The sequence below is a fragment of the Streptomyces sp. NPDC001270 genome (assembly GCF_042896695.1).
Taxonomy (GTDB): Bacteria; Actinomycetota; Actinomycetes; order Streptomycetales; family Streptomycetaceae; genus Streptomyces.
This window is the reverse complement of the sequence record NZ_JBIAXM010000012.1, coordinates 140,739-155,327: the sequence shown is the minus strand read 5'-3', so window position 1 is coordinate 155,327 and position 14,589 is coordinate 140,739. Positions and strand designations below refer to the sequence as shown.

General features: G+C 72.9%; 13 protein-coding genes and 1 pseudogene. 6 read left to right on the top strand and 8 right to left on the bottom strand.

Annotated features, from left to right (window positions below):
• Positions 1–79: 79 nt before the first annotated feature.
• On the top strand, positions 80–334 hold the full coding sequence (gene crgA, locus ACFY2B_RS21705; protein ID WP_390764715.1) for a cell division protein CrgA: 255 nt from the start codon (positions 80–82) through the stop codon (positions 332–334).
• Between the two features lie 316 nt (positions 335–650).
• On the opposite strand, the gene ACFY2B_RS21700 is transcribed toward crgA, so the two are convergent.
• Both ACFY2B_RS21700 and ACFY2B_RS21695 read right to left on the bottom strand, forming a co-directional pair.
• Complete coding sequence (locus ACFY2B_RS21700) at positions 651–1,547, bottom strand: rhomboid family intramembrane serine protease (protein WP_390764714.1); 897 nt, start codon at positions 1,545–1,547, stop codon at positions 651–653.
• Between the two features lie 126 nt (positions 1,548–1,673).
• Positions 1,674–2,207 (bottom strand): peptidylprolyl isomerase, encoded by a 534-nt coding sequence (locus ACFY2B_RS21695; protein ID WP_390764713.1) that lies wholly within the window; start codon positions 2,205–2,207, stop codon positions 1,674–1,676.
• A 332-nt stretch (positions 2,208–2,539) separates the two neighbouring features.
• Here ACFY2B_RS21695 and ACFY2B_RS21690 point away from each other — a divergent pair, with 332 nt between their 5' ends.
• Positions 2,540–3,241, top strand: a complete 702-nt coding sequence (locus ACFY2B_RS21690; RefSeq protein WP_390764712.1) for a DUF5324 family protein — start codon at positions 2,540–2,542, stop codon at positions 3,239–3,241.
• A gap of 210 nt (positions 3,242–3,451) precedes the next feature.
• Here the strand turns inward: ACFY2B_RS21690 and ACFY2B_RS21685 are convergent, their stop codons facing one another.
• Both ACFY2B_RS21685 and ACFY2B_RS21680 read right to left on the bottom strand, forming a co-directional pair.
• A complete protein-coding gene (locus ACFY2B_RS21685) occupies positions 3,452–4,111 on the bottom strand; it encodes a response regulator transcription factor (protein WP_390764711.1) in 660 nt (219 codons plus the stop codon).
• Between the two features lie 237 nt (positions 4,112–4,348).
• Positions 4,349–5,677, bottom strand: coding sequence for a sensor histidine kinase (locus ACFY2B_RS21680; RefSeq protein ID WP_390764710.1), 1,329 nt, complete (start codon positions 5,675–5,677; stop codon positions 4,349–4,351).
• Positions 5,678–5,886: 209 nt separating this feature from the next.
• On the opposite strand from ACFY2B_RS21680, the gene ACFY2B_RS21675 reads away from it, so the two are divergent.
• The 4 genes from ACFY2B_RS21675 (at position 5,887) to ACFY2B_RS21660 (ending at position 9,945) form a co-directional block, all read left to right on the top strand.
• Positions 5,887–6,123 carry a hypothetical protein gene (locus ACFY2B_RS21675; RefSeq protein ID WP_390764709.1) on the top strand — a complete coding sequence of 79 codons (237 nt, stop codon included), beginning with the start codon at positions 5,887–5,889 and terminating at the stop codon, positions 6,121–6,123.
• Positions 6,120–6,878, top strand: a complete 759-nt coding sequence (locus ACFY2B_RS21670) for an ABC transporter ATP-binding protein (protein ID WP_390764708.1) — start codon at positions 6,120–6,122, stop codon at positions 6,876–6,878. Before ACFY2B_RS21675 ends, ACFY2B_RS21670 begins: the two co-directional genes overlap by 4 nt.
• Positions 6,879–6,880: 2 nt before the next feature.
• A complete protein-coding gene (locus tag ACFY2B_RS21665) occupies positions 6,881–9,400 on the top strand; it encodes an FtsX-like permease family protein (protein ID WP_390764707.1) in 2,520 nt (839 codons plus the stop codon).
• 125 nt (positions 9,401–9,525) lie between these two features.
• Entirely contained in the window at positions 9,526–9,945 is a 420-nt protein-coding gene (locus tag ACFY2B_RS21660) for an ArsR/SmtB family transcription factor (RefSeq protein ID WP_390764706.1), read from the top strand.
• Positions 9,946–10,269: 324 nt separating this feature from the next.
• Here the strand turns inward: ACFY2B_RS21660 and ACFY2B_RS21655 are convergent, their stop codons facing one another.
• From ACFY2B_RS21655 to ACFY2B_RS21640, 4 genes and pseudogenes are all read right to left on the bottom strand, one after another.
• Complete coding sequence (locus ACFY2B_RS21655; protein ID WP_390764705.1) at positions 10,270–10,593, bottom strand: AAA-associated domain-containing protein; 324 nt, start codon at positions 10,591–10,593, stop codon at positions 10,270–10,272.
• 67 nt (positions 10,594–10,660) lie between these two features.
• Positions 10,661–11,734: pseudogene (locus ACFY2B_RS21650) on the bottom strand (ATP-binding cassette domain-containing protein); the annotation flags it as partial.
• Positions 11,735–11,764: 30 nt separating this feature from the next.
• A complete protein-coding gene (locus ACFY2B_RS21645) occupies positions 11,765–13,300 on the bottom strand; it encodes an ABC transporter permease (RefSeq protein WP_390764704.1) in 1,536 nt (511 codons plus the stop codon).
• 230 nt (positions 13,301–13,530) lie between these two features.
• Positions 13,531–14,523, bottom strand: coding sequence for a PP2C family protein-serine/threonine phosphatase (locus ACFY2B_RS21640; protein WP_390764801.1), 993 nt, complete (start codon positions 14,521–14,523; stop codon positions 13,531–13,533).
• Positions 14,524–14,589: the final 66 nt, after the last annotated feature.

The following is a 14,589-nucleotide window of genomic DNA, read 5'->3' as shown; positions in this document are numbered from 1 at the left end:
AGCGTCCCCTTGTACGCTGCTCCGGAGCCCGATCCAGTTACCTGCGCGGCCACGCAGCGCATCGACAGGAGAGACCCTCGTGCCGAAGTCACGTATCCGCAAGAAGGCCGACTACACGCCGCCACAGGCGAGGCAGGCGGCGGCTATCAAGCTGAACAACCGCGCCTGGGTGGCACCCGTGATGCTGGCCATGTTCCTCATCGGACTGGCCTGGATCGTCGTCTTCTACGTGACCGACGGCTCGCTGCCCATCGATTCCCTGGACAACTGGAACATCGTGGTCGGTTTCGCGTTCATCGCGGCCGGGTTCGGCGTCTCCACCCAGTGGAAGTAAGAGCCGCGCTCCGGTGAACACGGCTCTACCCAGGGCTATCCGCTGAGTTATCCACAGGCCCGGGGCCGACATCCACACCCCCTGGGGAAAAGGTCTGAAGATCTGTGGATAACCCACTGGGTGTTGACGCCGGTGTGACTGACCTACTGGTCGCCGCAAACTTGTTCGCCCCCCGTCCGACCTGGGAAAACACACTCAGGCGGCGGGGGGCGTACGTGTCCCGCACACTGTGCACAGGATTCGACACGGGCTGTGGACAACGGTTCGGTATCAGCTGCACCAAGGCGGCGCGTTCACCTGGAGCGGTCCGCCCTGGTCACGTGAGCTGCGTCGTTCTGATGACGGTCATGGCCACGACGACCACCAGCACCAGGGCGCACGCGCCGTACTGGATCAGCGCCCGGTTCTTCCGCGGGGCGTGCACCATCGCGTAACCGGTGATGACGCCGGCCACCAGGCCACCGATGTGCGCCTGCCAGGCGATGTTGAAGCCGGGGCTGAAGGTGAAGATCAGGTTGATCACCAGCAGGGCGATGACCGGGCGCATGTCGTAGTTGAGCCGGCGCAGGAGGACGGCGGTGGCGCCGAACAGTCCGAAGATCGCCCCGGAGGCACCCAGCGAGGGCTGGTTGGGCGCGGCGAGAAGATAGCTGAGGGCGCTGCCGGCCAGTCCGGAGACGAAGTAGAGCGCCACATAGCGGGCCCGGCCGAGGGCCGTTTCCAGCGGGCCGCCGATCCACCACAGGCTGAGCATGTTGAACAGGATGTGGACGACGCTCGCGTGCAGGAACATCGCGGTCAGCAGGCGGTAGTACTGGCCTTCCGCGATGCCTTCGACCGAGCCGAGGACCGGGACGTACGCCTGGCCGATCAGCTCCAGCCGGTTGGTGAAGCTGTCGCCGACGGCCTGCTGAACCAGGAAGAGGGCCAGGTTGAGGCCGATCAGGACCTTGGTGATCAGCCGGGGATCGGACGTCACCGTGCCGCCCGCGATGGTGCGGGGCCGAGAGGCGGCGGCCGGGGGCTGCTGTCCGGTGCCGGAACCGCCGCGGACACAGTCGGGGCACTGGAAGCCCACGGAGGCACTGACCATGCATTCCGGACAGATCGGTCGCTCGCAGCGGGTGCAGCGGATACCGGTCTCGCGGTCCGGATGCCGGTAGCACACGGGCAGGCTCTGGGCGTCCTGCGCGTGGCCTGTGGCCTGGTCCATGGGGTCCCCTCGGTCGGTTTCGGGCACTACACCGCCCCGCCCATCCTTACGGACGAGCGGGGCGTTTGGTTCCCTGCGGCAGAACCGGAGCGCCTGCGCGGACCGGTGGCGGCGAAACGGCGCGGCTCAGCCCTGACGCTTCTCGACGACGACCGATTCCAGGACGACGTCGTCGACGGGCCGGTCGTTGGGGCGGCTGGTACGGACACCGGCGATGGCGTCCACGACCTTCTGGCTGGCCGGGTCGGTGATCTCACCGAAGATGGTGTGCTTCCGGTTCAGCCAGGTGGTCGACTCGACCGTGATGAAGAACTGCGAGCCGTTGGTGCCGGGGCCGGCGTTGGCCATGGCCAGCAGGTACGGCTTGTTGAAGGACAGGTCCGGGTGGAACTCGTCCTCGAACTCGTAGCCGGGGCCGCCGATGCCGGTGCCGAGCGGGTCGCCGCCCTGGATCATGAAGCCGCTGATGACCCGGTGGAAGATCGTGCCGTCGTAGAGCCGGTCCTTGCTCTTCACGCCGGTCTTCGGGTGCTCCCACTCCCGCTCACCCTGGGCGAGTTCGACGAAGTTCCTGACCGTCTTGGGCGCGTGGTTCGGAAAGAGCCGGACCTCGATGTCGCCGCGGTTGGTCTTCAGGGTGGCGTAAAGCTGCTCGGCCACGATCTGCCTTCCGTTGTTTCCTGTGACTCTCCGATCCTCGCACGGCTCGGCCCGCACGTCGCCCGGCGGCCGTGTGCGGGCGGGCATCTCCACGAATCGCTTGCGGAAACCGGCTCCCGTCCGCTCGGACCCGAGGCGCATGCAGCAGCGATCCGTGGCATCGTCGACGACAAGTTCCCCTTCAGTGGAATGTGTGCTTCGTACGTTCTGCTCCTGATCGAGCGGACCAGCACCCGTATGCCCGCCCCGCATGCTTCGGGGCCCGCGGGCAGGCATGATCCTGAAAAGGGTGGAAAGTCGAAATACCGTACGCCACCGAGAAGGAGGATCCCGTGACCCGCATCGACAGCGTGCGCGCCGCGACCGGCTCGGCAAAGGACAGCGTGCTGCACGCCGCGGAAGTGGTGGCGCCCTACGCCGACACAGCCATGGACCGTGCCGCGCACTATGCACAGGAGGCGCGCGTACGGCTGGCGCCCGTGATGTCGCAGGCCGCCGGACAGGCCCGCGTCCAGTACGGCGCCCGGCTCGCTCCGCGTCTGGAACTGGCGCGGTCCCATGTGCCGCCGAAGATGGACCAGGCGGCGCATGACGCAGCCGTACGCACCCGCCGGGCGGCCCGGCAGGCCGCCGAGTACTCACGGCCGCGGATCGAGCAGGCCGTGGCCGCGGCCGGACCGGTCCGTGACGAGGCCGCAGCGCGGAGTGCGGCGGCGCTCGCCGCACTGCGTGGCCAGGTCTCGCCCCAGGAGATCCAGAAGCTGGTCCGCAAGCACGAGCGGCGGGCTAAGGCCGGCCGGACGGCGAAGGTGCTGGCCGTGGCCGGCGTGCTGGCCGGCGCCGTCGTCGCCGCCTGGAAGTGGTGGGACAGCCAGACCAACCCCGACTGGCTGGTCGAACCGCCCGCCGCGACGGATGTGTCCGAGGCGCATCGGCTGCATTCGGTGGACGGCAGCCCCGACGCCTCCCTGGACCCCGAGGTCCGGGCCAAGCAGGCCGAGGAGCCGTCCCGCAGGGACGACGACCAGCGCTGACGTCCGGACGCCGGACGTCCGAACGCCCGGCGTCCGGTGTGGCGCCGTACGGCGGGAGATCAGCCTTCCAGGTCTCCCGCCCGGCGCCATGCGCCACGGGGTTGCCTCCTGTGCCCGTTGCGGGTGTCCCCTGCCCTTGGACGCCTGCCGCCCTTGGATGCCTGCGGGCCCGTGTTTCACGTGAAACATCGGGTGGTCGACATCGGGTGGTCACGCCCGCCGGCGGGCGTCCTCCAGGTAGTGGAGGACGGCGGCCACCCGCCGGTCCACCCGGTCGGTGGGGGCGAGGTCGAGCTTGGCGAAGATGCTGCGGATGTGTTTGTGGACGGCCCCTTCGGTGACCACGAGCCGCTCGGCGATGGCACCGTTGCCCAGCCCCTCGGCCATCAGGGCGAGCACCTCCCGCTCGCGAGGGCTGAGCCGTTCCAGCCGGGTGTCCTGGCGGGAGCGGGTGAACAGTTGCGCCACGACCTCGGGGTCAATGGCGGTGCCACCGTCGGCCACCCGTCCGAGCGCGTCCAGGAATTCCTCGACGCGTCCCACGCGCTCCTTCAACAGATAGCCGAGGCCGCCCACGCCTCCGGTGAGCAGTTCGGTGGCGAAGGACTGCTCGACGTAGGCGGACAGGACGAGGACGGCGAGGTCGGGCCGCCTGCGCCGGGCCTCGACGGCCGCGCGGATGCCTTCGTCGGTGTGGGTGGGCGGCATCCGGACGTCGAGGATGGCGATGTCGGGCTTGTACCGGTCGATGGCGTCGAGCACGTCCTCGGGGTTGTCCGCGGTGGCCACCACGTCGAGGGACTCCGCCCGCAGCAGGAGGGCGAGGCCCTCGCGCAGCAACGGGTCGTCCTCGGCTATCACGATCCGCACGTCACGATCCACAGGTCACCGTCCGCCTGGCACGTTCCACAGGTCTCTGTCCGCTCTGCCACCGGTCCCGGTGAGCCCGGCCGGGCTCTCCGGTCTCTGCCGCCGCTGCCGGCCCCCGTCTGTCGCGGCTGACCGGTCTTTCCCGCCGCTCCGGTCCGTCGGTCGCGGCTGACCCGACCGGCTCTCTGTCCGCGGGCGCCGTCCGTACGGCACGGGCCACGTGACAGGGGCCGACGGTCAGGATCCGACAGGCAGATCCGCTTCGAGGACGGTGGGTCCGCCCGGCGGGCTGGCCACGGTGAGCGTACCGTCGTGCGCGGCGATGCGACGGCGGATGCCGGTGAGCCCGGAGCCGCCCTCCTCGTCCGCGCCGCCGCGGCCGTCGTCCTCGATCCGCAGGAACAGCCGCCCGCCCCGGCCGCGCACCGTCACCGCCGCCGTGGTGGCACCGCTGTGCTTGGCGATGTTGGTCAGCGCCTCGGCCACGACGAAATAGGCGGTGGCCTCCACGGACGCGGCGCATCGCTGTGGCGCCTCGACAGCGACGCGGCAGGGCACGGCACAGTTCGCGGCGAGGCCGGACAGCGCGCCCGCGAGTCCACGGTCGGCGAGCACCGGCGGCAGGATGCTCCGGGAGACCGTGCGCAGCTCCGCGAGCGCCTGTTCGGCGGCGGTCTGGGCGCGTTCCAGCAGTTCCTCGGCGCCGGAGGGGTCACGGGCCACCATCCTGCGGGCGGCGCCGAGCAGGACGGTCACGGTGACGATCCGGTTCTGGGTGCCGTCGTGCAACGAGCGCTCGATGCGGCGCAGTTCGGTGGCGTGGGCGTCCAGGGCGGCGGCGCGGGTCGCGGTCAGCTCGGCGACGCGCAGCGAGAGGTCGGTGTCCGGGCCGACGGCGAGCAGGCTCCGGCCTGGCCGGGCCTGCAACCGGGCCATCGCGGGCGTCAGGCCCAGGATGATGGCGGCCCAGGCCACGCCCAGGAGGGTCACGGAGGCCGCTGCCGTCCAGGAGTGGGCGACGCCGAATCCGAGCGAGGTGCTGGTGGCGTCGCTGGGCGCGAACCGCCACCAGATCGGGAAGGTGCCGTCCCGGACGGCCGCGATCGGCAGCAGGACTCCGGCCAGGCCCAGCAGCAGACCCAGGGTGGCGTGCCGGACCAGCCAGCGCAGTTCGCGGCGGGTGGTGGGGTCTCCGAGCGCGGCGCGCAGTCCGGTGGGGGATGCGTCGGGTGCGACGATCTCGGGACCCCAGCGGTTCAGCCGCTCGCGTTCCCGGCGGGCGAGCCGGTGCAGGGCGCGCAGCGCGAGGGGGGCGAGCAGCAGCCCCACACCTGCGGGCACGGTGACCGCGCTGAGCACGGTCCACAGCAGTACGGCCAGTGCGAGCAGTGCCGTGCCGAGCCCTCCGGCGAGCTGCTGGATCGCGGCGAGGGCGGCGAGGGCGGTCCGTACGGTGATCTCACTGAGGGGCCGGGCGGACCGGGTCGCCCGGTCGGTCTGGGCGGGCCGGCCGGCCGTGGCCCCGGCTGTGGCTTCCGGTGTGGCGGTGGTGCGGTCCGTATTCATTCCTGCCTCCCCGGTGGCCACCCGTGTCCGTCTCCCGGGTCGCCGCCGACCCTACGACGGGAGCCGGGCCGCCGACGGGTTCGCAGGCGGAAAGTACAGCCTGCTGTACCTCCGACCGGGCTGCGCACGGGATCGGCCCGGGGGCCCTCGCTCCGTAGCGTCCTGACGTGACGGAAAGCCGCCGAGCGAGCCCCCTGGAGGAGCCCCGGATGCCGGACAACGACCCCTATCGCCTCACCGCCGCCCCCGCCCGGGAGGGCGGCCCGCGCCCCGAGTCACCGCGGGTCGGCCGCACGGTGCTGTGGCTGCTGCTGGTGCTGAGTGCCGCCGCCAACACGGTGACCTCGGTGGCCGGTGTCACCACCGCCGTGAGCCTCGCGTGCGGCCTGGTCACCGCGGCCAGCGTGATCGGCCTCGTGGTGCTGCGGCTGCGGGGTCGGCGATGACCACCACGACCGATCCCGCCGTCCGTGCCACGCCGGTCGCCCCCGCCATCGCGCTGGAGCACGTGACCAAGACGTACGACGGCGGTGTCCGCGCCCTCGACGACGTCTCGCTGACCGTCGGACACGGCACGTTCCTCGCCGTGATGGGGCCGTCGGGCTCCGGCAAGAGCACGCTGATGCACTGTGCCGCCGGACTGGACACCCCGACCACGGGCAGCGTCCGTATCGCCGGCCGCGAAACAGCCGGGCTCAACGAGACCCGTCGCACCGAACTACGGCGTGAGCGCGTCGGTTTCGTGTTCCAGGCATACAACCTCATTCCCTCGCTGAGCGTCGAGGACAACATCACGCTGCCGTTGCGGCTGGCCGGCCGGCGTCCCGACCGGGACTGGCTGCGGGTCCTGGTGGAGCGGGTCGGGCTGGCCGACCGGCTCGGACACCGCCCGGCCGAACTGTCCGGCGGCCAGCAGCAGCGGGCCGCCGTGGTGCGGGCGCTCGCGGCCCGGCCCGCCGTGGTCTTCGCCGACGAGCCGACCGGGGCACTCGACCTGCGCAGTGCCCACCAGGTGCTGGACCTGCTGCGCGAACTGGTCGACGACCTGGGGCAGACGGTCGTGATGGTCACCCACGACCCGGCGGCCGCGGCCCGCGCGCACCGGGCGCTGGTGATGGCCGACGGCCGGGTGGTCGACGCCCTGGACGCCCCCACCGCACCCGGACTCGCCGACCGTCTCGTCGCGTTGGGAGAGCGCTAGCCATGCTGCATCTCGCGGTCCGTATGGCCGCCCACCGGATCGCCGCCCTGCTCGCCGTGGCGTGCGCCGTGCTGGGCGGCGCGGCGCTGGTCACCACCACGGGCGTGCTGGCCGAGACCGGTCTGCGCTCGCATCTGCCCCCGGGCCGGCTCGCGGGCGCGGACCTGGTGGTCGGCGCCGACCAGGAGTTCCACCCCGAGGGAGACCTGCCGATCGCACTGCCCGAACGGGCCAGGCTCCCGGCCGCGCTGGTGGACCGGCTGGCCGCACTGCCGGATGTGTCGGCGGTGGTCGGGGACGTCGGTTTCCCCGTCTCGCTCGTCGGCCCCCACGGCGGGGTCGTGCCGGCCGCGGACCCCGGTCCGGCCGGGCACGGCTGGTCCTCGACCCGGCTGCTCGCGACGGCGCGGGTCGAGGGCCGGGCGCCCACCGGTTCCGGTGAGATCGCGTTGTCCGCCGAGCTGGCCGGTGCGGCCGGGGTCGGCGTCGGCGACCCGGTGCGGGTACTGGCCGGTGACCGGCCCGCCACCGCCTACCGGGTCTCCGCCGTGGTGACCGGGCCGGGCGCCGGCGTCTATGTCGCCGACGCCACGGCCGTACGCCTGGCGGGCCGTGCGGGGACCGTCGACCTGGTCGGTCTGACGACCCGGCCGGGGGCGCGCGACCGGGTCGCCGACGCGGTGCGCGAGCGGGTCGCGGGCAGCGGGCTGAAGGTCCGTACCGGTGCGGACGTGGGCGTGGCCGTGTCGCCGGGCGCGGACGCGTCGCGCTCGCTGCTGATCGTGCTCGCGGGTTCGCTCGCCGGGATCGTGCTGCTGGTCACCGGGTTCGTCACGGCGGGCGCGCTGGGCGTGTGCATCGCCGGGCAGCGCCGTGACCTGGCGCTGATGCGGGCGGTCGGGGCGACCCCGAAGCAGATCCGGCGGCTCGCGGCCGGTCAGTCGACGCTGGTCGCGGCCGTGGCGCTGGTGCCCGGTGTGGCCCTCGGTTATCTGCTGGCCGGACAGTTCCGGCAGTTGCTGGCCGACCGGGGAGTGCTCTCCGCGGACCTGCCGCTCACCGTCGGCCCGCTGCCCGCCGTGGCGACGCTGCTGCTGATGCTCGGGGTCGTCGGGCTCTCCGCGCGGGCCGCGGCCTGGCGGACCTCGCGGATGGCGGCGACGGAGGCGGTCGCCGAGTCGCGCAGCGAGCCGCGCCGGCCCTCGCGGGCGCGAACCAGCGCCGGTCTGCTGCTGATCGCCGGCGCGGGCGTCATGTCGGTGGTGCCGCTGCTCGCGCGAACGATGGTCGGGGCCACGGCCACCTCGCTCGCGGGCATCGTCTCGGCGATCGGTCTGGCCCTGGCCGGGCCGGCCCTGGTCGCCCGGGCCGGGTCGGCGGCGGTACGGCTGCTGCGGCCCGGCACCGCCGCGCCCACCTGGCTGGCGCTGGCCAACATCCGTGCCTACGCCCAGCGGATCGCCGGTGTGGTCAGCCCGCTGGCCATGGCGGTCGTGTTCGTCCTGACGTACACCCTGACGCAGACGACCGTGCTCGCCGCCACGGCCGCCGACACCCGGGACGGCACCCTCGGGCAGTACCGGCTGAGCGCACCCGGGCAGGGCCCGGTGACCGACGGGACGCTCGCTGCCGTACGGCGGCTGCCGGGTGTGCGGGCGGCGGCACCGGTCGGTACGACCACGGTGGTCTGGCAGTACGAGCAGTTCGGCGACGTGCAGACCGAGTCCGAGTCGGCGCTGGTCCTGGGCCCGGACGCGGCGGGCGTGCTGGACCTGGGCGTGCGCGAGGGCGCGGTGTCCGGGCTCACCGGACGCACGGTCGCCGTGAGCGCCGAGGTGGCCGGCTCCCGCGGCAGGCAGCGCGGCGACCGGGTGCGACTGGTACTCGGCGACGGCACGCCGGTCGACGCCCGGGTCGCCGCCGTGTACGGGCGTGGGCTCGGCTTCGGCTCGGTGGTCCTCTCCCGCGACCTCGCCGCCGGGCACACCACATCGGCGCCGCAGCCGAGCGTCCTGGTCCGTACGGACGGCACGGCGGCGGCACGCCGCGCCCTCGCGGGGTTCGCCGAGTCCCGGCCCGGACTGGTCCTCAGCGGCACCGGTCCGGCGGACGACGGCACCGACACCCCGCCGGAGGTGTGGATCAACCTGGCCACCGTGGTGGTGCTGCTCGCCTACCTGCTGCTGAGCATCGCCAACAAGCTGGTCGCCGCCACGGCCCAGCGGCGCACGGAGATCGCCGCACTGCGGCTGGTGGGTACGACGCCCCGGCAGATCCGGTCGATGATGCGCCGTGAGGCCGCGGTGATCGCCGCGTCGGCGCTCGCCGCCGGGCTGCTCCTGTCGGCGGTTCCGCTCGCCCTGCTGGGCCAGGGTTTCCTCGGCCGCCCCTGGCCGACGGGCCCGCTGTGGCTGCTGCCCGCCACGGCGGTCACGGTCGCCGTGACGGCCTTCGTCACCGTGGAACTCCCCACCCGGCGCACCCTGCGCCACCCACCCGCGGAGACGATCCGTACCGCTTGACGGACGGGCAGGCGCGGGGCCGGGCGGCCAGGCGGGCCGGGCAGGATGGACCGGCCAGGTGGGCCGGGCGGTCCCGCGAGCCGCTTCCGACGCCGTCGGCCCACCGCAGCGGTTAGCATACTTGCATGAGAGCGCAAGTAGCGTCCTGGGACGAGGAGCGGGCCGAGCGGTCGGTGGCGGTGCTCAAGGCGGTCGCCGACCCGTCGCGGTACCGGCTGCTGTGGGCGCTGAGCGAGCGGGAACTGCCGGTCAGCCGGCTCGCCGAGCTGATCGGCGCCCATGTCGCGGCCACCTCGCAGCACCTGGCGAAGCTGCGCTCCCTGGGGCTGGTGGCCTCCCGGCGGGACGGCACGCGCATCTACTACCGGGCGGCGGGTCCACGGGTGCGGGCGCTGCTGGAGAGCGCGGTACTGGCCGCGGACGAGGCGGACCTCGCGGGCCCGGCCCCGGCAGCGGAGACCGCACGGCAGCCCGAGCACGCGACGCAGGAAGCGGGCGCCCAGGTCAGAAGGGTCCGGACACCACGTCCCGCGACGGAACACTGACCGGCACGGAACACCGACCGTCCCGCCTGCGGACTCCCCCGCCCCGGCTGTCCCCCGAGCTGTCCCAACGGCCGGCCCACGCCGGGCCGGCCCGCCACCCGACTCGTGCCGACCCGCCGCCCCACCCGGGCACTCCGCCCCACCCGTTCCCGCCACCCCACCCGATCCCGGCACCCTGCACCAGGAGTTCGGTCCGCCGCCTGCGCCGCCGCGTTCCGGCCTGCCGCCCCACCCCGGCCCGGCACCCCGCTCACACCCGGCACCCCGCTCAGGCCGGACCGCCGCCCGCCCCGCCCGTCCCGGCCCGCCGCTTCGCCAGGCCGGTCACCGCGGAGCCGAGGCGGCGGTCGGCGGCCGGATCTCATCGGGGTCGTCGGGATCAGCGGGCTCCCCGATGTCGCCGTTCTCGTCGAGGTGGTACTCCTCCGGTTCCGCGTCGTAGGAGTACAGCTCGGCGTAGCGGCCCCAGTCGGTGGCCGTGTCCAGCTGTTGGGTGACCTGCTCGGCGGTGAAGTGGTGGGCCAGGAGGCCGCGGAAGAACCCTGCGCGCAGGGTTCCCTCGGCGTTGGACCGCAGGCTGTTGGTGATCAGCCTGACCAGCGGGGCCCGCCGGACGGCCGCGGCGAAGATCTTCTTCGACTCCTGCACGGTCCGCGCCCGCGAACTCGGTGCCGACCGGCGTCAGCAGCAGGTCGTCGCCGCTGAGGCGGGCGAAGCCGAGCAGGTCGAGCGCGTCGACCTGGGGCAGCAGGTCGTCCACCGCCAGTCCGAGGTCGTCCGCGAGGTCCGCGAGGTCGCAGCGGCCGCCGCGATGCAGCACCATCTCCGCGAGACCGGACAGACCGTCCACGCTCGCCGACGGCAGCGGGGTGTTGCCGGGAGTGCGTTTCTCCAGTTCGACCGGCTCGTGCCGGCCGGGGACGCGGCCTTCCTTCTGCCGGCCGGTCATGGTGCGGTAGACACGGTCGATCAGCTCGTCGAAGGCGGCCGAGTCCCGGTCCCGGGGGCGGTCGAGACCGACCTCGAAGACCTCGCGGATGGTGCCGTAGGGCCGCGCGCCCAGCACCACGATCCGGTCGGCCATCAGCACCGCCTCCTCGATGTTGTGGGTGACCAGCACGATGGCCCGGGTGGGGAACCGGCCCGACTCCCACAGCTCCATCAGCTCGCCGCGCAGATTCTCGGCGGTCAGCACGTCGAGGGCGGAGAACGGCTCGTCCATCATCAGCACGTCCGGCTCGACGACCAGGGCCCGCGCGAAGCCGACCCGCTGGCGCATGCCGCCGGACAGCTCCTTGGGTTAGGCGGACTCGAAACCGTCGAGGCCGATCAGGTCGATCGCCTGCACGGCCGCGTCGGCGCGCTCGGCGGCGGGCACCCCCTTGGCCTCCAGGCCGAGTTCGGCGTTCTGCTGCACGGTCAGCCACGGCAGCAGGGCGAAGGTCTGGAAGACCATCGCCGTACCCGGGTTGGCCCCGGTCAGCGGTGTGCCCCGGTAGGCGACGGCGCCGGAGCTGACGGGCAGCAGTCCGGCCAGGCAGCGCAGCAGCGTGGACTTGCCCGAGCCCGACTTGCCCAGCAGGGCGACCACCTCGCCCGCCCGGACCTGGAGGTCGATGCCGGACAGGACGGGCAGCTCGCCGTCGGCTCCGGCGTACGACTTGGTCAGGCCGACGGTCTCCGGCAGCGGCTCGCCGTCGGCGGGCCGGGGGCGGTCGGCGGTGAGGTGGGCGAGGGAGGTTCGGGCCTGCCGGCCCGCCCGCAGGTTGCGGAGGGTGTTCAGCACCATGGCGTCTCCAATGCGGGAAGGTCTGGGCGTTCAGAGGGAGTAGCGGCTCTCGGCCAGCCGGTACAGGCGCCGCCACAGCAGGCGGTTGAGGGCGACGACGTACAGGCTCATCACGGCCACCCCGGCGATCAACTGCGGGGAGTCGCCGTGCCCGGTGGCCCGTGCGATGTACGCGCTCAGGCCGGTCGCGGTGAGCGTGGTGCCGCCGAAGGTGACGACCTCGGAGACGATCGAGGCGTTCCAGGCGCCGCCGGACGCGGTGATGCCGCCGGTGACGTACGCCGGGAAGATGCCCGGCACGATCAGCCGCCGCCATCGCTGCCATCCGCGGACGCCGAGGTCGTCCATGGCCTCCCGCAGGTCGGTCGGGATGGCCATGGCGCCCGCGATGCTGTTGAAGAGGATGTACCACTGGGCGCCCAGGGCCATCAGCAGGGTGCCGCCGAGGTCGATGGACAGTCCGGTCCGCAGGAAGAACCACACCGCCAGCGGGAAGAGGAAGTTGGCGGGGAAGGACGCGAGGACCTGGACGACCGGCTGGGCGATGCGGGTGAGCCGGGGCGAGAACCCGATCTTCACGCCGATCGGCACCCAGATCACCGTCGCCACCGCGACCAGCACCACCACCCGGCCGAGGGTGGCCAGGCCCACCAGCAGCGGCTCGCCGAACACGCCGAGGCCGGTGCGGTCGTGGAGGTAGCGGCCCAGGTCCGCCAGGCCCCACAGGATCAGCCCGCCCGCGACGAGGGCGAAGACGAGGTCACCGGTGCGCTGCCGGGTGCGGTCCACCGTCAGCGGCCGGTCGTCCCGGCCGAAGATCCGGCCCGCCTGCCCGAGGCCCCGGCCCACCGGGCCCAGCACCCGGCCGAGCAGTTGGGGCCAGTGCGAGCGCCGCAGGAAGTCCAGCACCACCGAGCGCTGGATCTCGCTCGCCTCGGACTGCTCGTTCTTGAACATCTCCGCCCACGCCGTCAGCGGCCTCCAGAAGAGGAAGTTCACGCCGATGACCATGACGGCCATGGTGAGGATGGCCCAGCCGACCCGCCCCAGGTCGCCACGGGTGATCGCGGCGCCGGCGTACGAGCCGACGCCGGGCAGCGCGTACCGCTGGTTGTTGACGCTGATCGCCTCGGAGGCGACCAGGAAGAACCAGCCGCCGCCGAAGCTCATCATGCCGTTCCAGACCAGGCCGATCATGCCGGCGGGCAGTTCGACCCTCCAGAACCGCATCCACCGGGTGAAGCGGAACGACCGTGACAGCTCGTCGAGTTCACGCGGGAGGGCGGTGAGGGAGTAGGAGAAGCCGAACGTCGTGTTCCACGCCTGCGAGGTGAAGATCGCGAAGATGGAGGCGAACTCCAGGCCCAGCACGGAGCCGGGGAACAGGGCGATGAAGCCGGTCACGGCCACGGTCAGGAAGCCCAGCACCGGAACGGACTGCAGGATGTCGAGCGTGGGGATCAGGATCCGCTCCAGCCTCCTGCTCTTGGCCGCGGCGTACGCGTAGCCGAAGGTGAACGCGACCGACAGCGCGAGCCGACGTACGCCACACGAAGCGTGACGCACGAAGCGTGAAGCACAGCGCACGACGCACGAAGCGCGAGGTACGACGCACGACGCGTGACGTATGGCTCATGTCGCACAGCTCACGCCAAGTTCATGCCGTACGGCGCACAGCTCTCCGCGGCGCGGCGCCCGTGACGGGGCCCGGCCCCCTGAGCGTGCCTCTTGTTGCGTCTGCACGCAAATAGCGAGGTCGGAGCGACACCCGACGCCGCGCCCGGACTGCGGCAGGGTCACCGGTAGCGCAGCAGGAGCATCGCGGCATCGTCCTGGAGCGGGCCGCTGACGTGCTGGAGCAGGTCCTGGCGCAGGGTCTCCAGGGCGGCCTCCGCGTCCCGCTCCTTCAGCAGGTGGGCGCGCTCCGGCAGCGGGTAGAAACGCCCGTCGGCGTCCCGCGCCTCGGTCACCCCGTCGGTGTACAGCAGCAGTTGGTCCCCGGGGAAGAAGTCCGCGTCGAAGGGCTCCGGCGGCTCCCCGCCGTGCGCGCCCAGGCCCAGCGGCAGCGCGTACGCGGCCGGTTCGGGCAGGTCCACCGTGCCCTCGGCACGGATCAGCAGGGGCGCGGGGTGCCCGAAGTTGAGGAAGGTGACGCGCTCGTCGCTCACCTCGGCCAGGATCGCGGTGACGAACTTCTCACCGTCCAACTGCCGGTCCACGGCCCGCTCCAACCGCAGCCCCACCCGGGCCAGATCCGCTTCGTCCGGCGCGGCCTCGCGGAACGCGCCCAGGACCACGGCAGCCGTCTCCACCGCCTCAAGCCCCTTGCCCTGGACGTCCCCGACGATCACCCGCACCCCGCCGGGGAAGGCGACCACCTCGTACAGATCGCCGCCGATACGGGCCTCGGCGACGGCGGACATGTAGGCGACCGCGGCGCGCAGCCGACCGGCGAGCCGCGGCACCGGCTTGAGCAGCACCTGCTGGGCAGCCTCGGCGATCGACCGGAAGCTGTCCAGCTCCGCCTCCCGCCGCTCCCGCATGGACACGGCCACCAGCCCCGCCACGGTGACCCCGAGGACCGCGGCGAGGGCCATGTAGCCGCGCCGCGCGTCGAACAGGTCGCTGTACCAGCTGAGACCGGCGGAGAGCAGCAGCGCCAGCAGGCCGATGCCGGCGGTGCGCCGCCAGCCGCCGACGAGTGGCGCGAACGCGGGTCCCACCGCGACCAGCGGCAGAAACCCTACGGATGGGCTGGTGGTGAGGTCGGCGACGGCGACCGCCGCCATCGTGGCGAAGGGCAGCACGGCCAGCACCGTGCGACGGGGGCTCCGCGCGGTCTCGTCCTTCTCCGG

What these genes read in the sequence shown, in the direction of transcription:
- ACFY2B_RS21665 (WP_390764707.1), top strand. Translation starts at nt 6,881, where the DNA reads ATGCTGCATCTCGCGGTCCGTATGGCCGCCCACCGGATCGCCGCCCTG.
- ACFY2B_RS21670 (WP_390764708.1), top strand. Translation starts at nt 6,120, where the DNA reads ATGACCACCACGACCGATCCCGCCGTCCGTGCCACGCCGGTCGCCCCC.
- ACFY2B_RS21680 (WP_390764710.1), bottom strand. Translation starts at nt 5,677, where the DNA reads ATGAATACGGACCGCACCACCGCCACACCGGAAGCCACAGCCGGGGCC.
- ACFY2B_RS21675 (WP_390764709.1), top strand. Translation starts at nt 5,887, where the DNA reads ATGCCGGACAACGACCCCTATCGCCTCACCGCCGCCCCCGCCCGGGAG.
- ACFY2B_RS21640 (WP_390764801.1), bottom strand. Translation starts at nt 14,523, where the DNA reads ATGGCGGCGGTCGCCGTCGCCGACCTCACCACCAGCCCATCCGTAGGG.
- ACFY2B_RS21700 (WP_390764714.1), bottom strand. Translation starts at nt 1,547, where the DNA reads ATGGACCAGGCCACAGGCCACGCGCAGGACGCCCAGAGCCTGCCCGTG.
- ACFY2B_RS21660 (WP_390764706.1), top strand. Translation starts at nt 9,526, where the DNA reads ATGAGAGCGCAAGTAGCGTCCTGGGACGAGGAGCGGGCCGAGCGGTCG.